Raw genomic sequence first — 21018 nt, forward strand, 5'->3', positions numbered from 1 at the left:
GCCTCAGCCTCCCAACAGCGCGTCGAGCGCGTCACCAAGGCCGTATTCGGCGGCGCGGCGCGCAAATTTCGGGCGATAGCCGGAGTATCGGAACTCGCCTTTTACCTCTGCCCGTGTGCTTGAGGGATCGGCATCAAAGGTAAACAGCTCTTGCAAGGTGATTGCATCGCCCGCAAGGCCTGCAATCTCGGAAATCGAGGTGATCCGGCGTTTGCCGTCCCGCATACGCGAGACCTGAATGATGAGGTGAACCGCATCCACCAACTGGCGGCGCACTACGCCTGTACCAGGTGCGAACCCTGCAAGGGCTGCCATACTCTCAACCCGTGTCAGCGCCTCGCGGGGGGTGTTGGCGTGCAACGTGGACATCGAGCCGTCATGGCCGGTGTTCATCGCCTGAAGGAGATCGAGCACTTCGTCGCCGCGAATTTCGCCAATAATTATCCGGTCTGGGCGCATCCGAAGAGCGTTGCGTACCAGCGTCCGCATGGTAATCTCGCCCGTTCCCTCGACGTTGGGTGGGCGTGTCTCGAAGCGGACAACATGGGGCTGCTGGAACCGCAACTCTGCCGCATCCTCGATCGTCACAAGGCGCTCGCCCTCTGGAATGAATTGGGACATGGCATTCATCAGCGTTGTTTTGCCAGAGCCGGTGCCGCCTGATACCAGTATGTTGAGGCGCAATATGGCAGCCATGGCAAGGAAGTCAGCCATCTGCTGGGTCATGCTACCGCCTTTTACCAACGCCTCCAGCTTTACCGGATTTGCGGGAAATTTACGGATGGTAATGGTAGGCCCATCAATTGCCAGCGGGGGCACCGCGACGTTTACACGGCTGCCGTCCTTTAGGCGGGCATCGACCATCGGCTGGCTTTCGTCTATGCGGCGACCAACGGCTGCCACGATCCGGCTTGCCACAGCGAACACATGGGCATTGTCGCGAAAGCGGATGTTGGTGAGGACAAGCTTGCCAGAGCGCTCGACATAGACCTGATGCGGGCCGTTCACCATGATATCGGTCACGGTATCGTCTGCCAACAATGCCTCCAGCGGGCCAAGACCAAGCATATCTGCCAGCACTGCCGTCACAAGATCGGAAACCTCGCGTCCGTTCAGGCGCATCTTGCGCTCCTCCGAGACCGTGCGGATCGCGTCGCGGATCAGCTGCTCCTGCTCGACCCGTGGTTGCGATACCAATTTGGAGAAATCCAGCGTTGTGGACAGCGCCTTTACCACCTCGTTTGAGGTGTTCATCAGATCGCCCGACGGCTCACGCACCAACGGGGTGGTTTTAGGCAACGCCTCGATTTGTGCTGCGGATTTGGGCGCCTCAGGTCTTTGCGGGCGTGGTTGCGGCGATTTGGCAGGGGTGGCTGCCTTCACTGCTGCTGGTGTGGCGGGGACGACTTCAAGCACCGGCTTTAAATTGGCACTTGGCGTACCAGGCGCGAGCGCGGCAGTCGCAGCCTTGAGTATTTCGCGCTGGACGGACAGCGGCCATGTCACGCCGGAGTTCTCGATTACATAAGACACAGCAACGTTTGCACGTTCAGCAGCCGACAGACCGGCAGCATTAATCTGCTTTGCGATATCAAGCACCTGAGACAGAGCATCATCCATCGCCACATTCGGGGAAAGGAGGGTCATGAGAATATCCTTTTAAGTAGCGGCAGACGTTTTGATTTTGCAGCCGGCGCAGGCCGGGCGCTCGCCTTGGCCCAGATCGCTGCAACAGATTTTGCATATGCACCGCGCGGCTGCATCTCGATCAGCGGACGGGCGGCGCGGTGTGCGCGCATCAGCGGTACATCGCTGCGCGGAAGCGTTGCGGCGATAGCATGACCAATCGTTTTGGCCACATCTTTTTGGGACAGTTTTGCATCTTTGCGCAGGTCCGACAGCACGGGGATAATCCGCAGATCGGGTGCTTGTGCCGCAAGCGCATCAATCAGGCGGCGCGCTGCATTCACGCCGGAAAATCCGGTCGGGATCACAAGAACCAGCACATCGAACCGGCGCGCCAGTTCGGGCTGTTGCATCAGGTGATCGCGGGTCACATCTGTGATCACCACATCGAATTCGGCGCACAGCGGGGAGTATAGACCAGAAAGCCCCGCCTCATAGGTTCGGGCATCCTGCCCGATCCGAACCTGATGGGAATACAGCGAGAGACGGTCGTTCAAATGATCCATCGTAGCTGCAATGAACGTCTCGTCGATCCGGTCTGGAGACATTAGCGCCTCGAACAAGCCGACAGTCTCTTCGCGGTCCAGATCAATCGCTTGGGAACCAAAGCGTAAATCGGCATCGATCAATGCGGTGCGCAGGGCCGCGCCCTTTGCCGCGGCCGCATGAAAGCCAAGGTTCTGAGCCAAAAGGCTGGCGCCCACGCCGCCGTTACTGCCGACCACAGCGATAGACATTGTTTTTGTGATGAATTCAGGTGCGGCAGCGGCCGGCTCTGGCACGAGGGAGGCTGGAACGCTCCGCTGGACCGAGAGGATCTCCTCGGCGGTGACGGGAAGGGCGAAGTATTCAAGCGCACCTGCTTTTATAAGGGCGCGGTAGGTGGTGATGTCGGATTGTGCGCCCAGCACGATAACATCAGTACCTGTGCGGCAGATCTCTGTCACACATTCGCAGGCCATCTCAACGGGAATATGCCCTATCTCCGCAAGGATGATCAGGGGCGCATTTTCTTCGGTGCAAACGCGCGCTGCGCCACTCAGACCACCACCATGCAAATCGTCACTATCGCCCACGCTGGTCTCGAGGACCGAACGGGCAACTGCCGCACCTTCATCAGTGCAAACATAAGCGGCGATATGGACGGTGGTATGATTGACGTTGGCATCGAATGGCATGGGACTTACCTGTGGATGAAAGGAATATGGCGGTGCGCGCCAAGAACTGCGCACACCGCATTTTCTTCTAAGATTTGTTATGGAGTGGCTGTTGAAGCGGGCTTGTTGTCTGTCAGCGCCTGGCTCATGGTTGCGAAGCCTTCGTTTGTCTGCCCACCGAGTGTTGCAACAGTACCGACGATCACCGCGCCTACCAGAGCGGCGAAGAGGCCGTATTCGATTGCAGTGGCGCCATCTTCGTCCTTGGAGAATGTTTTGGCGAAGGCTTTGATTGCTGTGCGTGTCATTGTCATTTCGTGGTCTCGCTTTCGAGGTTGGGGGGGATCGTTGGTGACCCGTTGATGAGACTGAACATGCAGCACAAATTAACATTGTTATATCCACCAAGGGTCGCTCTGCCCCAACTCCGCCCTAAAGAACCACCTGTATCATACCAAGGTCGTACGCCTTTCGGACCGCATTGTGGCAGGGCACCGCCCCAATTACGGCAGAGTTGCGATGCGGTTAATTGCGGCACTTTTTCCGCTGCCAACGAAGGCAAAAGTTCGGCACATCCGGTGGGTGTTGCACAGATTTTCTGGTCCATTCGATCCCAAAATTAACCGAAATTTAACGGTGTTCGAATCGCGACGGAATCGGCTTTTGCCGCATCTTCTTTCGTCCGAATGGGGATGTATCGCCTGCGGTCACATGACCACGTCGACAATGCTGACAAATATGCTTAGGCATCAGAGATGTTTTTGCGCAGATGTAATGCGTTGGAACCGGACATCGGCCCCGCGGCAAAAGGCATTCCATGACCCCCTTTATCCTCAATACACTCAGCGACCTGCGAAACCTTGGTGTCGATACGATCATTGATGTGCGTGCCCCTGCCGAATTCGCCGAGGACCACCTTCCCGGTGCCGTCAACATGCCCGTGCTCACCGATGAGCAGCGTGCCGAGGTCGGGACGATCTATACTCAGGTCAGTCCGTTCAAGGCACGCAAGATCGGTGGCGCACTTGTAGCACAGAACACCGCACGCCATTTACAGGGACCTTTGGCCGATAAGGAAGGCGGTTGGCAGCCGCTGGTCTATTGCTGGCGCGGAGGCCAACGCTCGGGCGCGTTTGCCACCATCCTCGATCAGGTCGGCTGGCGCGTGCAGCTATTGAAGGGCGGGTACAAGAGTTACCGCAGTCAGGTTGTCGCAGCCCTCTACGACACCCACCTGCCCCATCGCCTGATGCTTGTGGACGGCGGCACGGGCACGGCAAAGACGGCGCTGTTGCACGAGCTTGCGGCGCAAGGCGCGCAAATACTGGATTTGGAGGGACTGGCGGCGCACCGAGGGTCCCTGTTCGGGCGCACCGCAGAGGCACAGCCAGCGCAAAAGATGTTCGAAAGCCGTCTTGCTGTACAGCTCGGCACACTTGATCCTCACAAGATAACGTTTGTGGAGGCCGAAAGCTCGAAAATCGGTGAGCGGATGATACCTGCCGCACTTTGGGCGCGGATGGCGGATGCGCCGCGTATGATGATCAGTGCACCAATAGGGGCACGCAGCAGTTTTTTATGCGATGCCTACGCCGACCTGACGCAGGACAAGATTGAATTTAGCGCGCTGGTTGACCGTTTGCGTCCCTACCACTCTGCTGCCCGAATTACCGAATGGCAAACCGAGGTTGAACACGGAAACTGGCAGAAACTGGCCGCAGATCTGATCACGCACCACTACGATCCCCGCTATGCCAAATCTGTAGCGCGCAGGGAGGATGCCGTTCATCATGTTACATTGCCCGATCTGGAGGTAGGCACACTTGCCCGCGCCGCCAAAGCGCTGGTATCGCGATTCAGCTGAGACGCAGGCGGCCCGAACCGGCGGACAATCGGCCAATCACATGGCCCGCACAACCTTGCGCCTCAAGCGCTGTGATAACTTGCGCGACCACGGTCGCGGGCACTGCCGCGAGCAGACCGCCCGCCGTCTGCGGATCATATAGCAGGTCGTCCCCAGCGCCCTCTACCGGCGCATCCGCACGGTTGGACGCCATGAGCGAGGACGATACACCCGCCTGCGACAGCGCCTGCGCTCCGGCATAAACCGGAATTGCATTGGCATTGATCCATGCATCCAGCGCCGCGCCCTCACACATTGCGAGCACATGCCCGGCAAGGCCAAAACCGGTAACATCCGTCATCGCATTTGCGTGCGGAGAAATGATCGCCGCCTCGCGGTGCTGCGGTTGCGACATGATGGCAAGGGCCGCTGCGACATCGCGCCCATCGGCTTGACCGGCCATATCGGCAGCAAGAAGAACGCCGGAGCCGATCGGCCGCGTCAGGATCAGGACATCGCCATCCTGCGCGCCGCTCACAGTGAGTGGCATCGCGTCGCGTGTGCCCGTCACCGTAAAGCCGATTGTGAGCTCTGAACCCATGGTCGTGTGACCACCGACCAACTGTGCACCCGCGGCAGCCATCACTTCGTTGGCTACGGCCGTGATCTCGGCAATGGTGCGCGCCTGGAGCGCCTCAGACATCTGCGGCACCACAATCGAGGCAAGCGCAACCTGAGGCCGCGCGCCCATCGCCCAGACATCGCCCAGCGCATGAACAGCGGCGATCCGCGTCATCATTGCAGGATCTTCAATAGCGCTGCGCAGGTGATCCGTGCTTATCACCTGAAATCCGCCTCCGTCCTTTCGCAAAATGGCTGCATCATCGCCTGCCCCGGTAACCACTTCGCCTGATGGCTGCGCCAGTCCTGCCAGCGCACCTGACAAAATTCCTCGCCCGACCTTTGCACCACAGCCGCCGCAGAGGGGCTTTGCCGTGAGTATCTGCGCGGCCCCTATTGCCATTGAGCCCCTTGGTTGTGGCACTTGCATCGTTGACAGATCGCACAAGCGGTCCATGAAACTTTGGTCGATCCGGTCTTTCCAGCGCCACAAATATGTGCCCTGCACCGCCAAACCAAACTTCTCTGCGATGGCAGATTTACCCCCTAACGAGATCAACTTGAGATAGTTTTTTTGGGGCTTCCATGTCTTGCGCCTGCCGCCACTTAGAGCGGCACGCAGGTTGTGATGCAGAACGGGTGCGGCCCGCACTGCAAACACCCCAGCCTTGGGGCGTGGCGCATGGGGCATGACGGCGCAATCTCCAACAGCAAACACGGCTTCATCATCAATCACGCCAAGATCAGGCCCTATCTGGATGAAGCCGTCTGTCAGAGGAAGATCGGTTTGGGCGATCCATTTATGGGCAAACGCCCCTGCCGCCCCGACACATAATGCAGCCGGAACAGATTTGTTCCCCTCCAACTCAACCGCGCCTTCCTCGATGCGGACAACTTTTGCATCTGTGAGCACCGTTATGCCCAACTGAGCCATCGCGTGCAGTATCCGCCGGCGCACCATGTTGCCCACGCCCGATATTTGCGGCCCTGCCTCGATCACGGTGACGCGGGGCATGACATCCGAAGCGCGCAATGCAAAGGCCATCGCCATGGCCAATTCGCACCCCGCGACCCCGCCGCCGATCACCGCGACATCCGGCGCCACCTCTCCCTTTGCTGCGCGGGTTGAAAAATCGCGCCATCGCGCGGCGTAGATATCCAGCGGCTTGGCCCCGATGGCGTGCTGTGCAAAGCCCGCCAGATTCATCTCTGCCGTTATCCCTACGTCAATCGAGGCGACATCATAGGCCACCGGGCCGCGACTCTCCAGCATCACCTCGCGGCGCGTGCGGTCGATACCAACCGCTTTGTCGAGCAGCAATCGCGCGCCTGCATGACGGCAAAGGCGCACCAGATCAATCTCAAGATCATCGCGGCCATAATGCCCCGCGACATGACCGGGCAACATACCGGTATAGGGTGCGGTCGGGCCGGGGTTGATAACAGTAAGCCGCGCGCCCGGAAGGGGGTTCATCCCCCACGCCCTGAGCACCAAAGCATGCGCATGGCCCCCGCCCACCAGAACAAGATCACGGGTAAATGGAACGGTTGGGGTCACTGTATATCCTCGGACTTTGGTATCGGCTGTCTAAAGCAAAGCGCAATATATACATGCGGAAAAGCGATGTCGTTCATATCACGGTCGAGACCGAAAAGCGCCCCACCGGTAAAGCGAACCAATTAGGATTGACGCTTTAGTCCGCAGTATCCGCATTTGTCCTGCCATAGCAACAGTATGCCTTGACCGTGTTACTCACGCTTGCGTCAGACATGCGTCAGGCTGATCAAGGGCGTTTTTCCGTCCAGCCATTATGCAATTTCATCATAGGATGGTCTTGCCTTGTGCCACAACTGGTGAGAACGTTAACCTTTAGCGAAGCAGCCCCAAAGACCGCAGCCGCTATAAGGTTAATTTCTTGCTCACAGCGAGGAGTCAGCAAGACAGTCCTAAGCAATGAAAATACTCACACGCAAACCATGAGGTGCCGGACAAATGTTATCCAAAACTGGAATTTCGTCAAATGAGGGTGTTCCTTTGACCCCTATGCAGCTTGGCATGATTTCGGAAAGCGTTGCCTCCGGCATGCCTTGGGTAAATATAGAGCAAGTTGTCGTGCATTTTTCACCAACGCCTATAGCAGATGAGGAAGTCAGTGCAGGGCTTGGAGCACTTCGGGACAGGTACGATGCGCTGCGCGTCATGCTTTACACGAATAATGTCGGCCGCCTGGGTCAGTCTTTCGAGGTGCCTGGACCCATACCTTATGACGTGCTCGAACAAGAGGCACTTTCAGACACATCGTGGCAAACAGATCTTGAAAACTTTCTTGAGGCCGATCGCCTTCGCGGGTTCGATCTGGTTGGGCGACCTTTATGGCGTGCTAGTCTTTTGCGGTGGCAAGGGCAGAAAACGGTGCTGGTGCTAACGATGCACCATGCAATTGCCGACGGGCGTAGCATGGCACGATTGGCAAGGGAGTTGATAGAGTACTTGCGCAGCGGCGCCTTGCCGTCAGCCTCGTCCGGTACGATGAGTTTCGAGGCATTTTGCAAGGCTGCATCCAGCTTTGTTCCCAACGAAGATGCCACAGCCGCTTATTTCAGGACTTATCTAAAAGACATCGAGGACGCGGGTGCGCTTTCTTTCGTTAACAGTTCAGAAATCGTTGCGACGGGTGTGAGGAAACGCCAGCTAGTGGCAAGTCTGCCTCCCGATGATAACCGGAAACTGGCACAGGCAGCTGCCCTGTTGGGGGGGACCACAGCCAATATGGTGCAGGCGGCATGGGGCACGCTGATTTCTCGCTGGCAAGGAAAGGACGCCGTAACCTTCGGCGTTGTCAGATCAGGGCGTCATGCATTTCCCGACACTGAAGCGACTGTCGGATGCCTGATTAATACATTGCCCACCTGTGTAAAGCTATCGGCTGATTTGACGGTGGCCGCATTGGTGACTGCGCTGCGCGACCATACACTGTCCCTACATTCGCTCGAACAAACACCTCCCGATCTGATCCGAAAATCGATCGGCCTGCATGGGTCAAAACCGCTTTTTGAAACGGCAATCATGTTCGAGAACGCAGCGATGGAAGACCTCATTACGGGCGGTGAGAAGTCTGGTCTTGTCGATAAAGTCGAGCTTCGTGAAGAAGGGGGCTTGCCCCTTATGCTGTCTGCCTATGCTGGTAGTGCGCTTAAACTACAGCTTGAATATGATCCTTCCATTATATCCGAGGCACTCGCCGGACGCCTTTTTGCACACCTCGAAAGATTAATGCACGCCCTATCGCAAGCCGGTGAAAACACTAAAGTAGGCGATCTTGATATGTTGGAGCCGGACGAGAAGCAGATGCTTCTCGAATGGTCAAAGCCAGATGTTCCCCTGCAAACGACAGCAACCTGTTTGATTGAACTCTTTCAGGATGCTGTGAACATTGCGCCGGAATCTATCGCGCTTAAAATGATTGATGGGCGTGCAGAGGTGACATTTGCCGAGCTTGATCGCCGCTCGGATCACCTTGCCCATATTCTTTCCGATCATGGTGCCGCTGCAGGTGAGGTTGTTGCAATCAACCTTGATCGTTCCGCCGACTTTGTCGTGGCGGTGATCGCTGCCCTCAAAACCGGTGCCGCATTCATGCCTGTCGATCCCGCCCATCCGCACGTAAACCGCGCGCATATGGTATCGGACAGCGGCGCACGGATCATTGTGCAGAACGATGGGGTGATCGTCGAGGGAATAGAAAATCGGTATCCGAAAGCAGATCGGTACCTTGCGGCGCCATTTCAGCGGCCTGCAAAAAACCCCGCTGCGTTGGCCTATGTGATCTATACATCAGGGTCCACAGGAACGCCCAAAGGTGTACAAGTGTCGCGCGGCAACCTAATGGCCCATATCGCAGCACTGACATCGGCATTTGAAATGCAGTCTTCGGACCGGACACTGCAATTCGCGGGCTTGTCCTTTGACGTCGCAATAGAGGAAATATTCACAACGCTGATGGCAGGCGCGACACTGGTTTTACGAAGCGACGAGATGTCGTCGTCCACAGCGGTGCTCCTTGAGGAGATAGAGGCAGAGCGCCTGAGCGTCATCAACCTGCCAACGGCATACTGGACCGTTTTGAACAGCTATATGCACAGCAGTGGCAGAGCGCTCCCCCCCTCGGTGCGCCTTGTTATTGTGGGGGGCGAAGCGATCTCATCAACGACCCTGTCAGAGTGGTTGAAAATTGCATCCGGTGCACGCTTCCTGAACGGGTATGGCCCTACCGAAACAACCATTACATGCGCATTATTCGAGCCGATCAACCACAGCGGTGACAATGATATTTGCATTGGTCGGCCCACGGCACATGCTTTGGCCTATGTCATTACCCCTGACGGCAGTCTCTCCCCTAAGGGCGCATTGGGAGAGTTGGCGATTGGCGGGCCGGCTGTCACACAAGGGTATATCGGTCGCCCTGACGCCACCGCAAAGGCCTTCGGCCCAAACAAGTTCTCTGGAAAAGGCTCCGTTTACCGAACCGGTGACAGGGGCCAATGGCGCGGCGATGGAAACCTGCAGTTCAGAGGTCGCAAAGACCGTCAGATCAAACTGCGCGGCCATCGCATCGAACTTGCCCACGTTGAACGGGTTGTAGAGCAATGCATTCCCGACGGGGAAATCATGTGCGATGTTTTGGATAAAAACAAGCCCTCGGCTCAACTTGTTGTTTGGATCGCGGCACCAGAAGCGCCGGATCTGGCAAGGGTTGATGCTTGTGTGTCAGAATTATTGCCTGGCTATATGCGGCCAAGGCTTGTGCATATCCCTGCTTTTCCCCGCACCCTCAATGGTAAAGTCGACCGTGCCGCCCTGCCAAGACCGGTGCAGAAAGCGACATCGGCCGACGATCTGATCCGCCCGGCCAGCCCGCTGGAAACGCAAATCTGTCAGATCATGGCGGCAGTACTGAACTTACCCCAAGTCGATCCCGATCAAAGCTTTTTCGATCTGGGGGGGCATTCATTGCTGTCGCTTGAGTTAATTGGACGGATCCAAATTGAGACTGGAAAAAAGCTCGGGATCGTGGACTTCAGGGTGCATCCGTCGCCGCGTGCGCTCACAAAAATGCTTGAAACGAGCAACCGCACCTCGAAAAATATCATTCCCATTCAACCTTTGGGCAGCAATCCCCCCCTGTTGGCGATCCACATTTTAGGAGCGAATGAAGAGTATTTCCGCCCGCTGGCCAAACATCTGGGAGTGGACCAACCGGTCATGGGGATTTCAGTTGGTTCATTGGCGGCCGATACTCCAACTGGCGTCGAGACAATTGCAGCCAGATACTGCGCAGAAATAAACGAACATTTTCCCAACGGGCCGATCCATCTCATGGCAGCATCATTGGGCAGCTACATTGCGTTTGAGTTGGCTCAGCAATTGCAACGCAGTGGCCGAAAGGTGGACACGCTGGCCTTTTTTGATGCATCAGGCCCAGATGGTCGTTCTGGTATTCGTGGTTTGAAAAAATTGAAGGCGCGCTTCCGGCGCGCGCGATACGTTGGATGGCGCTATCCCGCCAAAGTGGTCCAGAATTTAATATATGAAGCACGTAACCGGCTTGCCCAATACAAGATGCGCTTGAAACTCAGGAATGAGCATAACCAATCTCCAAAAACCGTTTTCGAGTTTATTGCCGCGAATGAGCTAGCGGTAAACGAATACACGCCAAAGCCAATCACAATTCCCCTCACTCTGTTTCGATCCGCAATTAACTTCTACGACACCAAAGCATCGACCGAAACCGGACTCGGATGGGCGTCAGTCGCTGAAAGTGGATTTAGCGTGATAGACATCCCGGGTGGACACCTCTCGATGCTTCAGGAACCAACCGTTTCAATCGTCGCAGATGAGCTGAAAGTAGTTCTGGATCTAAGATGATTTGTCTACGAAGGATTCTGATTGCGATTTTATCTGAAAAGATCCAACATCAATAGATGCTTTCCTGATCGTAAAAAGTGTATTTATTTCAGCAGATTGGTGCCGCTGACAAAAGAGACGTTCGAATGTCCTAAATCATCCTGATCATCAGTGAATTGGGGGCTATCCCAGATAATTGAGTGCATAAATCTGGATGCTACAAAATTCAGGCTACCAGAATGCGCAGCTATGGCTCAATCAAATCGAGACGTCCCTGCGCTAGCATATTAGGCAAAAAAGCTGTGCAGAGCCATTATGGCAGACTATGCCGGACCATAAAGTTATAGCTTTGGGATGTTGGTTTAGTGATATCTCTCCAGTTCAACAAAGAACTCCGTTCCAACACCCAGTTCACTGTTAAAGCCGATATTGCCTTGATGCGCTTCCACGATTTTTTTCGAAATACTTAGGCCCAAGCCGCTACCGCCGTACTCGCGCCCGTCCCGGGAATCTAGCTGAATAAACTCCGCGAAGACCAGCTCTTCGGAGCCGTCCTGTATACCAATTCCGTCATCGCGCACCGACAGCCTGATCAAATCTGCATTCTCCTCCAACGCGACCGTAATGGTACCATTCGGTTTGGAGAATTTCGCAGCATTGGAAAGTAGGTTCATAAGAACCTGATCTATTCTCTTCTTATCTGCGCAAACCCAGAACTCGTCAGCGGCACATTGCACGTTCAGCGCAATATTCATTTGTGTCGCATGGGGTTGAAAACGTTCTACCGCTTCCTCTACGAGATCGTGCATATCAAGTTTTTGAAAGTTAAACTTTATCTTTCCGATATCCGATGCCTGAAGGAACAAAAGATCGTCCACTAATTCTTTTAATCTACAGGTGTTGCGCGACGCAATTTCTAGCAGGCGCTCCATCTTTTGGGGAACTGGCCCCAGAGAACCCGCATTTATCAAGTCAAAAGCGCCCTTTATAGAAGTCAGGGGAGTGCGCAATTCATGATTTACAGTCGCAAGAAAGCGGGTTTTGGCTTCTAATGCGGCCTTGGTAATTTTATGTTCCTTCTCCAGTTTCTCACGTGCACGAAGGGTGCGGGTATATCCGGCTAGAAAGTTCCGTCCAAGTTCCATGATGAAGCCAAGAACAAAAATGATGGTAAACAAATTGAGCCATAGCTCTGAAGATAGCGGCGGTTGCACAACCCAAAGATCATAAGCCGGGATAAATAGTATAGAAAAGACGTAGATGATCAGACGTAAGGCAAGCACCGAAAGGAAATGATGATTGTTCATAGCAGCGAAGATAGATGCTGATACCAGCATAAACATCGGTAGGAAATGACTGTTATTCACCCCCTGCTGCAAGGCAATGCTTATGGAGAAGGCAGATATTATGATCGAACTAACGAGCGTTCCAATATGCAGTATGACCACCGCGTTCCAGATGTTTCGTGGTCGCCACGTCTTCCGCTGAATAATTAAGTGAAAAACGTAAGTATCAAATGCCTCGTACATCGCGATTAAAATCAGAAAAAATATCGCAATATCTAGATCATAATAGACGCCGGAGAGAGTGATCGCCAAAAGATAGATCACTACTCTTTGCATAAGCAGATGACGACCTACATTGGCATAGTCCTTCAGCCTACGTTCTACTGTCAAAAGATCGGCAGCGTTATTGGAGATCGAAAATCTACCTCTAAACATATTCAACAATCCCATCTGATCACATACTTTTCAAAAACATCGATCATACAGACGAACTAACGAGTAGCGCGGCTTTTGGAGTTGGTTTCTCCCCCAGCTGAAATTCAACATTGAACGTCGTACCGATACTCGGCAAACTTTCGTAAAAGATATCACCAAACATCTGTTTGGCCAACTTTTTCGAGATGTGCAGGCCCAGCCCAGACCCTTGCGTCGCGGATTGTCCGCTGTTTTCGATCTGCTCGAAACGACCGAAAACCTTACTTTCCATACCTTCTGGAATACTCCTGCCGCCATTTTTGATCGACAGCTTTACTCTCGAACCAGCAGTAGTGATGGAGCCCTCAACAACGCCCTGAGGATCGGAAAACTTGATGGCATTGGAAATCAGATTGTCGATAATCTGGCGAATTGCAAATGCGTCCCCGATTATTACCGCAGGCATGATAGACTTCAGGGCGAGTTGTACTTCCCGTTCGGCGGCGAACATTTTATTCTCCTCAAAGCTTTCTTTGAGGAGAAGTCCAAGGTCGACCGGTTTGCTCTCTAGGGTCAGTGCATCCACTTCGATTTTTTGCGCAAGAAGGATGTTCTCAATCAGCCGTGACAGGCGCCCACCGTTGCGGTGCGCGATGTTTAACAGTGAACGAATAGGATCAGGTACATCCCCGAGGCGGCCGCTGAGCGCTAGCGTCAGCCCCCCCGTTAACGAGGTCAAGGGGGTGCGTAACTCATGGCTGACTACAGAGATAAATTCATCTTTTGCTCTATTCGCGCTGTCTGCCTGTTTCAGCGCTTCCTCCAACGCCGCATTGGTGGCGATCCGGTCCGTAATATCGATGAAGGTAATACTCCACCCAAGTTCAGAGCCCGTTGGATCAAGCGGACTTTCGATTGGGCGGGCTCTGGGTTCATAGAACCGTTGACCTAAAGTGAGATGAACAGCTTTTTCAGACTTTTCCAGATAGTTTATGTTTTCGATCATTTTAGACAAGGCGGACGCAGATCCAGAGTGCAATCCAATGTCTTTCGCTGCTGCATTCATTAAGGAAATGTTCCGGTATCTATCTACCAGAACCACCGGTTCGCTCATTGTATTAAAAAGCAATGACTGGCCTACAAATGCCATATCCATGGTTTTGTTTGTCACGAGCATCCACGTGAATGAAAGAATGCCAAGGGTGAACATGAAGGCAGTTGGATCAAGGCCAAAAAAAGTAAATCCCAACCCGATATAGGCAGCGTTCGCAGTCAAGGGGGTCAAAGTGATGAAGATAAGCATTGCCAGAAGTGGCCAGGCGACCGGTTTTGCCTCCCTGAAAGCCCTTGCGAGGCGAAAGATTGCGGCGGCGACAAACGCATAAAGTATCGCAATAATTGCGAAAAAAGCGGGGCCGTGCGCAAATTTGATATAGTTCTCGCCCGATGGAATCACAGTTTTATCTGTGTAGAAGAGCAAGTGCCACTGGTTGGTCGCTGCAATCAGAAAACCGATTAAGGGAATAGCGGTTAGAACAAATCCAGCTGTGCGTTTCCCTAGCGGAATTTTGTTGTCGATGTAGTCATAAACAAAGAAACACCAAGCAACTGGTACCAATCCATTCCCAAGCCAGGCAAGAGTTGCCCATTGCAGCTGACAGGCGGCGCTATTCGACGCAGCCTCCAGACCGACCATAAGCAATGTCCAGATCATCGCGACAAAGGTAAGTGAGTAGTAGAGTTTGCCCTGAAACCTCTGGAACCTGCTCATCCAGAACAAAACAAGAGCCGCAATCGCACTCACGCCGGCAGCCGCCCAAAAAGCGGGCTCCAACATTAATCCCTGAAAGCACGTCATCATTGTCTCACTGCGACCTTCTACCTGTTGGCTCAACTCACCATGTGCATATGTTCTAAGTTTGACCTATACGTGGCGCGCAAGCGTTTTCCACTCGGAACATCGTGTCCGCGGGGAAAAAATTGTTATTGTTGCGAGGCTTGCAGCGATGGGCATGGCGCATACCACTTGGGGTGCGGTCGTAGGCACTCCCTACTGTCGCAATCCAGCCAAAAAAGGGCTGTTCCTACGTGTTGCAATGCAACGGTATCTTCAACCGCCAGACTATGGTCTAAAGCTCGGCGAGGAAATTGGGGTAAAAAAAGGTGGCGTCACACTGCGATCTGGGGGCGACCTGCGGTTTCAAGCCGCGCTTTTAGTCAAACTTATATTGTGTAAGGACGATTAACAACTGCACTGGATGACAGAATGCTCTGCTGTAACCGTACTTTAGCGTTCAGAAGGTTACGATAGATTTTTCGGTGAACCAGCGGCAGGTTATAGTGGGCAAAGCGTGACGAGAGCCTACATGGTCCAATACCGGAGTTAGAAAAGGAAACGAGCCGTGTTCAACGATGACGTCGCTGCAAAGTGTCCTGAATGTGGGTCCGCGGATGTATCCTACAGTCACCAAACAATTGCCTGCCGAGCATGCCTGCTCGAGGAGACCTTACAGTTTGATTTTCAAGCGCGCAGCCGTGACGGCAGTCAAGCATTCGACTCCATTAACAGGGCCCAAGCTATCGGAGTGCTGCAACGGTGGGATTTCGCTGGTTGAAAGGGGGGCATCTCGCGCCACTGACTAACGTCTCCGCATACCAAGTCTTAGGTATCTGTATTTGATGGCGCTTTGCTTAATTACCCTACTCAGAAAGCATGGAGGTAGGCTCTATATCAGGCAGCGAGTGCCCAATCACCGGGCAGAGATACCTTTATCTATGTCTTCAGCATAGAGGGACAAGGCGCCCTAATCGCGCAACCGATCGGCGGCTTTAGCTAAGATCCCCCGACCCTCGAGCCAGCAGAGCGACAGCGCGCACAATCGAAGTTCGGGTTGCTGACCGTTTTCAACTTGTCGTCAAGATTTCTGATACGGACATTGCTCAAACTCCGCCGGTGTTGCGGAGCAACGCTATCTCTCGGGACCAATTTAGATCACAAGCGGCTGCCCTTCAGTATACCGCAGTTGCACCCCATCGTATGGCTAACTGCGGCTAACAATACGTCGGGGAGCTGCGCGAAGTCAGCTCGCAGAAACCTTTGACAAGATGCGTCTATCCATTTGGATCTTTGCCCGATCAAAAGTCCGGCGAACCCGCTGTGTTTTACTGAGATATGGGCGAAGTGGCCGTCCCATCGTTATCGTGAGTGTATTTAGAGTTGGGGATTCACGGATCGGGCTTAGCGGGCTGAGCAGGTCGATAATGCTCGTTTCTAGGTCCGACCAGCCGTCCGTAAGATCATCATTGGCAATGCACATGAATGTCCCTGATCCAAAATATGCGTTCAACAGACGTTTATCAGCAGTCGCTGTGGAAATGGCATTGGACACTTCCGCGATAATCAGCAGCATTTCGCGGCTTGAAAGCTCAGCGTGGAGGATGTCGAAATGGTCAATCTGCAAGGCAAAAACCGAAGTTTCCGCAACCCGTTGTTGCGCTAGTTGCGACAGGTAGTTGCCGAGGGAGAATGGATCCGTGTGCTGGCAAAGGTCGCTGAGCACAACTGCCTCTTCGCAATCGAAATCATGCATACCGAACGATCCAGGAAGAGTGTCCAGCAACGATTGGTGTGCAAAAACCTTACAGCTTTCCCCCATCATTCTTTGCGCAATTTTGGTTCGGGCGACGATGCTGGAAATGGCAAAGGGTTTGGTGATGTAGTCATTTGCACCGGCGGAAAAGGCGCTTTCGATTGATCCTGTATCAGAACGGGCTGTAAGCATTACAATCGGCGTTCGATAATAGTCATGCATCTGACGAACTTTTGCGCAAACCTCTATGCCATTCATTTCAGGCATTTCGATATCCAGCAGGAGGGCATCGAAAGGATCAGCCGCATGGGAAAGAATGTTGAGCGCTTCCTTGCCGGATGACGCGACATATACGTCTTCATGCCCCTCCCCACGCAGAACCATTGACACCAAGTCTAGCACGATAGGATCATCGTCGATTATAAGAAACTTCATTTCTACCTTCTCCAATTCGTGGCTTGAGCTGCCAAACTATGCAGCGACGCGTTCCCCCAATGGTTGTGTATAAGTTTGCATAAACTGTGACGTTTTTGTGAAACCACTGCCTTTATTGCGAATTTAACATTATTTACATCATTTGGCTCTCGTGAATCCTTCGTTTTGGTACTTTCGCCATGTTTAACCAGCAAATCTGGCGAACCGAGACAGCCGCCCGATTTCGGCTTTGGCTGTTGCAAGCACTTGAATATTTGAACTGGACGTCCTTTGCCGCCAGGATGCGCCGGTGATCGGCGCGGTAGACAACTAACGCTTTAGTCCATGAATGAGACCTGAATGCGAACTGAGCCTGCGGAGATAGGGCGTCAGCCTGATATGCGAGCACCTGCCCGTCGAGAATCCGACAAATAACTGAGATATCAGCCTTGCTTCGCCGTTTGGGCAGCGCGTCTGAATTTCCGCATTTGCCGCCGTTCTGCACGTAAGATGAGCATGGCAAGTAGCGGTTGCCTCAAGGCGGCTTGGCGAAACCCTCCTGAGTAATAGGCCTGTCCCAGAGCGGCTTTTTTCGCCTCTACCCGCAACACCTTGAGCACCGCGTTATCTTGGGTCAGGCCAAACTTCAGTGCATCCTTAATTCTCTGGCGCATGACGGCAGCGTTTACCGTATAGGAGTAAGCCCGCCGCGCCGTAAATTTGGCCAAACCCATATCGTAGTAATCGTCAGGGGTTATGCCGAACCTCAGCCGGTATTTCACAAGGCGCTCCGGCAGGACGCACACCCTCCCCTCAAGCGCGGCGCGAAAACCCATTACCAGATCTTCGTAAGCGTCAGCCTCAATCGGGCCATAACTGTCATACAGACTGCGGTGCCATGCGCCCGTTGCCCCGATATACAGCGCTTTCGAGCGCGCGATTTTTGTAAGATCAGTGGTGTCATAAAGTGCGGCAATATGGAGTTTTCCAGAAAGCTCCGCACCGTCCGGTCCTATAAAATACGCGTGCGAGCAGAGCAGTAACGGCGGCGCATCCGTGGCGAATGCTTCAGCAATGCGCGTCGCGCGGTGCGGCAGCGAAATATCATCACCCGCAGCTGCAATCAGGACATCACCAGTGCTGAGTTCATGCGCCTTTTCGATATTACCCGACAGCCCGAGATTTTGCGCATTTCGGTTCAAGATAACAGTATGCGGTCCAGTGTAGTCCGCGACCACCGCCTCGACCACTGCAAACGTATCGTCGACTGAGGCATCATCGGTGATGACGATCTCCAGCGGCGTCCCGGTCTGGGCCAGCACACTTTGCACTGCCTCCGCGACAGTAACGCTTTGGTTGTAGGTCAGAAGAATGTAGGAAATCGTCGGATGTGCCATGTGGAACCTTACAATGTTGCCGCGAGCCGGTTGACAGCCTCGATCACCCTGTCTTGATCGCTGTGGGGCATTTGCGGTCCGATTGGAAGGCTGAGCATGTCGTCGGCAAATGCCTCGGCCAATGGTAACACCCCTTTAGCATAGCCACAGTCAGCATAAGCCGCCTGAAGATGCGGCGGAATGGGATAGTGGATCATGGTGCTGATCCCCTCATCCGCCAATGCTTGCATCAGCGCATCGCGCTTGGGGTGGCGCACCACGTACAGATGCCACGCAGGTTCAGTCCACAATGGAACATGAGGGGTAACAACTCCCATCAATGCCTCATTATACCGGCGGGCCAATGTGCGTCGCGCTTGCGTCCAATCATCCAGATGCGCCAGCTTCACAACCAATACAGCCGCTTGAATGGGATCTAGGCGGCTGTTGGTCCCCTGTACCTCGTTCACGTATTTCACCCGCGAGCCATAGTTACGCAAAGTGCTGACGTGCGCTGCAATATCTGCGCGGTTGGTGGTGACAGCACCTGCATCCCCCATAGCGCCAAGGTTCTTACCCGGATAAAAACTCCAACAGACAGCATCGCCGTGCGCGCCGATCCTGGTGCCTTTATAGGTGGCGCCATGTGCTTGGGCAGCGTCTTCGATCAGGACAAGGTCATGCGCGCGGGTCACGGCCAAAACCGGATCTAAATCCGCGGACTGGCCATAAAGGTGCACGGCAATGATCGCGCGCGTTCTGGGAGTGATCGCAGCTTCAATCAAGGCGGGATCCATGTTGTAAGTTTGAGCGTCAGGCTCAACCGCGACGGGTTTGGCTCCCACCGCCGAGACCGCCAGCCATGTCGCAATGAAGGTGTTGGAAGGTACAATGACCTCATGCCCCGCCCCCACACCAAGGGCGCGCAAACTAAGGATAAGCGCATCCAGACCGTTGGCGACCCCCACACAATGATCTGCCCCGCAATAATCTGCAAATGCGGCCTCGAACATCTCCACCTCGGGCCCCATTATGTACCAACCACTGTCCATCACGCGCGCCACGGCAGCATCGATTTCGGCCTGAACGGCAAGGTATCCTGCACGCAGATCTAGGAAGGGGACGGTTGACATAAATCACTCCTTAAATTCCGGCGAACAATAGCAGTTTTGCACATCGATACAACGCGCCGCTGTCATCCGTGCGCAGGTTGAATAGGCTTGAGCCAACGGAGTATGATAAGTAAATTTCAGAAGGTACGACACATGCCACAGCCCAACCTTGCGCATATTGACGGAGTGTCTTTGTCTTTGCGATTGGCCCAACCTCAAGACGCCGCCTATATACACGCGCTGCGGATGGATCCGACCTATAACAGGCATCTTTCTGCGGTGACGGGAACAGTCGAAGATCAGGCCAATTGGATCCGTCGCTATAAAGTCCGTGAAGCGGAGGGGTCTGAATATTACTATGTGATCGAGCGGCGTTTGGACGCGCAAGCCTGCGGCTTGGTGCGCTTGTACGACATCACTGGCAATCAATTCACATGGGGCAGCTGGATCCTCGACCACAACAAACCGCCAAAAGCTGCATTGGAAAGTGCGGTCCTTATTTATCAAATCGGATTTCAGCGATTAGGCAAAAACCTGTCGGTGTTTGACGTACGCGGTGATAACGCCCGCACATTGGCTTTTCATGCCCGTTTTGGCGCCGTCGAAACCGGCAAGGATAACAAAGATGTTTTTTTCCATTATCGGGCTGAACAATTTGCTGCTGACTTTGAGGGCCATATGGCCGCTTTGAAATCCACCTCGCTGGAGTAGGCTAACCCGCTCACGCCTTTTGCACCAAATCGCTGGTTAAATGAGGAAGTGATACGCTTCACATTCCCTACATCTTGGCGCGCAGTTCATAATCATGCACGTGAAGCAGCTAGAAACTCATCATAATCGCGATAGTAGTCCGCTTCATCGTAGCGATGCGATGCCAAGACCATACAAACGGCGCCTTGGCTGAAATTGTCCATCTCACGCCAGATTAGCCTATTGATATAGAGCCCCCGTTTTGGATTGCGCAGCACGAATTCGGATTTTGAGAAGCCGTCATCAATCTTGATCCGAAAGCTGCCGGACAGGGCAAACACAACCTGCTCCAGTTCACGGTGGGCATGCCCTCCCCGCTCAGAATCCACGGGCACGTTGTACAAATAGTATACACGGCGGATATCAAACGGCACGTGATTGCCACCCTCCACAAATGTCAAATCGCCGCGCGGGTCCGATACGACGGGTAAATCAATCATGCGCGTATGGCCCCTTTGCGGCACTGTAGGGTTCGTCATGATTTTATCTTCCTTCGTTTATTTTGTTCATAGTGCCCGCGAACCCAAAGGACTGCACACCCTTTTTTTTTCGAAGGGCGGAACCCAAGCACCACATATGCTTATGCGGTATTCGTGCCTGTAGAGGACATCAAGGTTTCACCGCGTTTAAGCTATAATTATCACAAGGTAACCTTGTGAAATACAGGCAGCTGCAGACGTCCGCGAGCAATGCCTACATACTGAAACTCGCCGCAATCATTATTAAGAATACAAAAAATGCCCAGCGCTCGCGCGCGCTACACGCCTTGTAGCGAGACCAAAACAGCTCTCTTGGATAAAAAAGTATCTCACAGCCATGGGCATTGATCTGAAATCATCCCTTGAGTGATTTTCCCGCATTCGC

General features: G+C 53.9%; 13 protein-coding genes. 3 read left to right on the forward strand and 10 right to left on the reverse strand.

Annotated elements, in window-relative coordinates:
* Positions 1-3: 3 nt before the first annotated feature.
* From C8N30_RS18250 to C8N30_RS18260, 3 genes are all read right to left on the reverse strand, one after another.
* Positions 4-1647, reverse strand: coding sequence for a CpaF family protein (locus C8N30_RS18250; protein ID WP_025061347.1), 1644 nt, complete (start codon positions 1645-1647; stop codon positions 4-6).
* The gene (locus C8N30_RS18255; RefSeq protein WP_025061346.1) at positions 1644-2864 is read right to left on the reverse strand and encodes an AAA family ATPase; all 1221 of its coding nucleotides are present in this window, start codon (positions 2862-2864) and stop codon (positions 1644-1646) included. The genes C8N30_RS18250 and C8N30_RS18255 overlap by 4 nt, the downstream gene beginning before the upstream one ends.
* A gap of 77 nt (positions 2865-2941) precedes the next feature.
* A complete protein-coding gene (locus tag C8N30_RS18260) occupies positions 2942-3157 on the reverse strand; it encodes a Flp family type IVb pilin (RefSeq protein WP_025061345.1) in 216 nt (71 codons plus the stop codon).
* 503 nt (positions 3158-3660) lie between these two features.
* On the opposite strand from C8N30_RS18260, the gene mnmH reads away from it, so the two are divergent.
* Positions 3661-4707 (forward strand): tRNA 2-selenouridine(34) synthase MnmH, encoded by a 1047-nt coding sequence (mnmH, locus tag C8N30_RS18265; RefSeq protein WP_025061344.1) that lies wholly within the window; start codon positions 3661-3663, stop codon positions 4705-4707.
* Here the strand turns inward: mnmH and selD are convergent.
* Positions 4700-6865 carry a selenide, water dikinase SelD gene (gene selD / locus C8N30_RS18270; protein WP_025061343.1) on the reverse strand — a complete coding sequence of 722 codons (2166 nt, stop codon included), beginning with the start codon at positions 6863-6865 and terminating at the stop codon, positions 4700-4702. The two genes, mnmH and selD, sit on opposite strands and share 8 nt — an antisense overlap.
* A 435-nt stretch (positions 6866-7300) precedes the next feature.
* Here selD and C8N30_RS18275 point away from each other — a divergent pair, with 435 nt between their 5' ends.
* Positions 7301-11233 (forward strand): non-ribosomal peptide synthetase, encoded by a 3933-nt coding sequence (locus tag C8N30_RS18275; RefSeq protein WP_025061342.1) that lies wholly within the window; start codon positions 7301-7303, stop codon positions 11231-11233.
* 341 nt (positions 11234-11574) lie between these two features.
* Here the strand turns inward: C8N30_RS18275 and C8N30_RS18280 are convergent, their stop codons facing one another.
* From C8N30_RS18280 to C8N30_RS18310, 5 genes are all read right to left on the reverse strand, one after another.
* Entirely contained in the window at positions 11575-12948 is a 1374-nt protein-coding gene (locus tag C8N30_RS18280; RefSeq protein WP_025061341.1) for a sensor histidine kinase, read from the reverse strand.
* Between the two features lie 28 nt (positions 12949-12976).
* Positions 12977-14749, reverse strand: coding sequence for a sensor histidine kinase (locus tag C8N30_RS18285; protein ID WP_037967800.1), 1773 nt, complete (start codon positions 14747-14749; stop codon positions 12977-12979).
* A 1243-nt stretch (positions 14750-15992) separates the two neighbouring features.
* Positions 15993-16937 carry a response regulator gene (locus C8N30_RS18300; protein ID WP_025061337.1) on the reverse strand — a complete coding sequence of 315 codons (945 nt, stop codon included), beginning with the start codon at positions 16935-16937 and terminating at the stop codon, positions 15993-15995.
* Between the two features lie 422 nt (positions 16938-17359).
* Complete coding sequence (locus tag C8N30_RS18305) at positions 17360-18313, reverse strand: glycosyltransferase (RefSeq protein ID WP_025061336.1); 954 nt, start codon at positions 18311-18313, stop codon at positions 17360-17362.
* A gap of 8 nt (positions 18314-18321) precedes the next feature.
* Positions 18322-19425, reverse strand: coding sequence for a DegT/DnrJ/EryC1/StrS family aminotransferase (locus C8N30_RS18310; RefSeq protein WP_025061335.1), 1104 nt, complete (start codon positions 19423-19425; stop codon positions 18322-18324).
* A gap of 132 nt (positions 19426-19557) precedes the next feature.
* On the opposite strand from C8N30_RS18310, the gene C8N30_RS18315 reads away from it, so the two are divergent.
* Positions 19558-20115: a GNAT family N-acetyltransferase gene (locus tag C8N30_RS18315; RefSeq protein ID WP_037967797.1), complete on the forward strand. Its 558-nt coding sequence runs from the start codon at positions 19558-19560 to the stop codon at positions 20113-20115.
* Between the two features lie 92 nt (positions 20116-20207).
* Here C8N30_RS18315 and C8N30_RS18320 read toward each other — a convergent pair whose 3' ends face one another.
* A complete protein-coding gene (locus C8N30_RS18320; RefSeq protein WP_025061333.1) occupies positions 20208-20633 on the reverse strand; it encodes a sugar 3,4-ketoisomerase in 426 nt (141 codons plus the stop codon).
* Positions 20634-21018: the final 385 nt, after the last annotated feature.

It is taken from the genome of Sulfitobacter guttiformis (assembly GCF_003610455.1).
In the GTDB taxonomy this organism is placed as follows: Bacteria; Pseudomonadota; Alphaproteobacteria; order Rhodobacterales; family Rhodobacteraceae; genus Sulfitobacter; species Sulfitobacter guttiformis.

What these genes read in the sequence shown, in the direction of transcription:
- C8N30_RS18250 (WP_025061347.1), bottom strand. Translation starts at nt 1,647, where the DNA reads ATGACCCTCCTTTCCCCGAATGTGGCGATGGATGATGCTCTGTCTCAG.
- C8N30_RS18255 (WP_025061346.1), bottom strand. Translation starts at nt 2,864, where the DNA reads ATGCCATTCGATGCCAACGTCAATCATACCACCGTCCATATCGCCGCT.
- C8N30_RS18260 (WP_025061345.1), bottom strand. Translation starts at nt 3,157, where the DNA reads ATGACAATGACACGCACAGCAATCAAAGCCTTCGCCAAAACATTCTCC.
- mnmH (WP_025061344.1), top strand. Translation starts at nt 3,661, where the DNA reads ATGACCCCCTTTATCCTCAATACACTCAGCGACCTGCGAAACCTTGGT.
- C8N30_RS18275 (WP_025061342.1), top strand. Translation starts at nt 7,301, where the DNA reads ATGTTATCCAAAACTGGAATTTCGTCAAATGAGGGTGTTCCTTTGACC.
- C8N30_RS18280 (WP_025061341.1), bottom strand. Translation starts at nt 12,948, where the DNA reads ATGGGATTGTTGAATATGTTTAGAGGTAGATTTTCGATCTCCAATAAC.
- C8N30_RS18285 (WP_037967800.1), bottom strand. Translation starts at nt 14,749, where the DNA reads ATGTTGGAGCCCGCTTTTTGGGCGGCTGCCGGCGTGAGTGCGATTGCG.
- C8N30_RS18300 (WP_025061337.1), bottom strand. Translation starts at nt 16,937, where the DNA reads ATGAAGTTTCTTATAATCGACGATGATCCTATCGTGCTAGACTTGGTG.
- C8N30_RS18305 (WP_025061336.1), bottom strand. Translation starts at nt 18,313, where the DNA reads ATGGCACATCCGACGATTTCCTACATTCTTCTGACCTACAACCAAAGC.
- C8N30_RS18310 (WP_025061335.1), bottom strand. Translation starts at nt 19,425, where the DNA reads ATGTCAACCGTCCCCTTCCTAGATCTGCGTGCAGGATACCTTGCCGTT.
- C8N30_RS18315 (WP_037967797.1), top strand. Translation starts at nt 19,558, where the DNA reads ATGCCACAGCCCAACCTTGCGCATATTGACGGAGTGTCTTTGTCTTTG.
- C8N30_RS18320 (WP_025061333.1), bottom strand. Translation starts at nt 20,633, where the DNA reads ATGACGAACCCTACAGTGCCGCAAAGGGGCCATACGCGCATGATTGAT.